The sequence below is a fragment of the Rhodoferax sp. RT5P35 genome (assembly GCF_056521385.1).
The window spans coordinates 1-1009 of sequence record NZ_JBWMAX010000396.1 but is presented as its reverse complement, the minus strand read 5'-3'; the positions used below and the strand labels follow the sequence as shown (position 1 = coordinate 1009).

The following is a 1009-nucleotide window of genomic DNA, read 5'->3' as shown; positions in this document are numbered from 1 at the left end:
CAAGGGCATCTTCGCCAGCATCGAGGCCGAGTGGCACCGCACCGCCCACGCGCTGACCCAGATCACCGGCGAGAAGCAGCGCCTGTCGGGCAACGCCTCGCTGCAGCGCTCCATCCGCCACCGTTTCCCCTACATCGACCCGCTGCACCACCTGCAGGTGGAGCTGGTACGGCGCTACCGGGCCGGGCAGGGCGACGAGCGGGTGCAGATCGGTATCCACATTTCCATCAACGGCATTGCGGCGGCGCTGCGCAACACGGGGTAATACCGCCCGCGGCGCGAAAATGCGCTATGTTGCTCTGCAATAATAAAAACCAACGGTGGTAGGACGCGTTCTACGGCCCTTGGTTTTTTTACCTTTTGGAACTCTATGTTGATTCAACCTGTCGTTCTCTCCGGTGGCTCTGGCACCCGCCTGTGGCCTTTGTCCCGCGAAAAGTACCCCAAGCAACTGCTGCCGCTGATCGGCGACGACTCGCTGCTGCAGGCCACGGTGCGCCGGGTGGAGGGCCTGGGCCTGGGCACGGTGGCCGCGCCCATGGTGGTCTGCAACGAGGAATACCGCTTCGTCATCGCCGAGCAGCTGCGCCTGATGGGCCAGCCCGGCAGCATCGTGCTGGAGCCCACGGGGCGCAACACCGCTCCGGCCCTGACCCTGGCCGCGCTGGCGGGATTGCGTGATGGGGCCGATCCGGTGCTGCTGGTCATGCCCGCCGACCACGTGATCGTGGACAAGCCCGCCTTCCAGGCCGTGGTGCGCCAGGGCGCGGCCTTGGCCGCAGAGGGCGCGGTGGTGACCTTTGGCATCACGCCCGACAGCCCCGAGACGGGCTACGGCTACATCCAGGCCGGGGCGTTGTATGGCAACGGCGGCGCATCCACCATCGCCCGCTTCGTGGAAAAGCCCGACCAGGCCACGGCCCAGAGCTATCTGGACGCAGGCACCTACTCCTGGAACAGCGGTCTGTTCATGGTCAAGGCCTCGGTCTGGCTGGCGGCCATGGCCGTG

The 1009-nt window shown here is 66.5% G+C and carries 2 protein-coding genes; both read left to right on the top strand.

Going from position 1 to position 1009, the window contains the following annotated elements; genetic code table 11:
• Positions 1-265 (top strand): phosphoenolpyruvate carboxylase (locus AC097L_RS26605; RefSeq protein ID WP_479589686.1); only part of this gene is annotated, 265 nt, incomplete at its 5' end.
• Between the two features lie 105 nt (positions 266-370).
• The coding region (locus AC097L_RS26600) for a mannose-1-phosphate guanylyltransferase (RefSeq protein WP_479589685.1) at positions 371-1009 on the top strand (639 nt) is incomplete at its 3' end.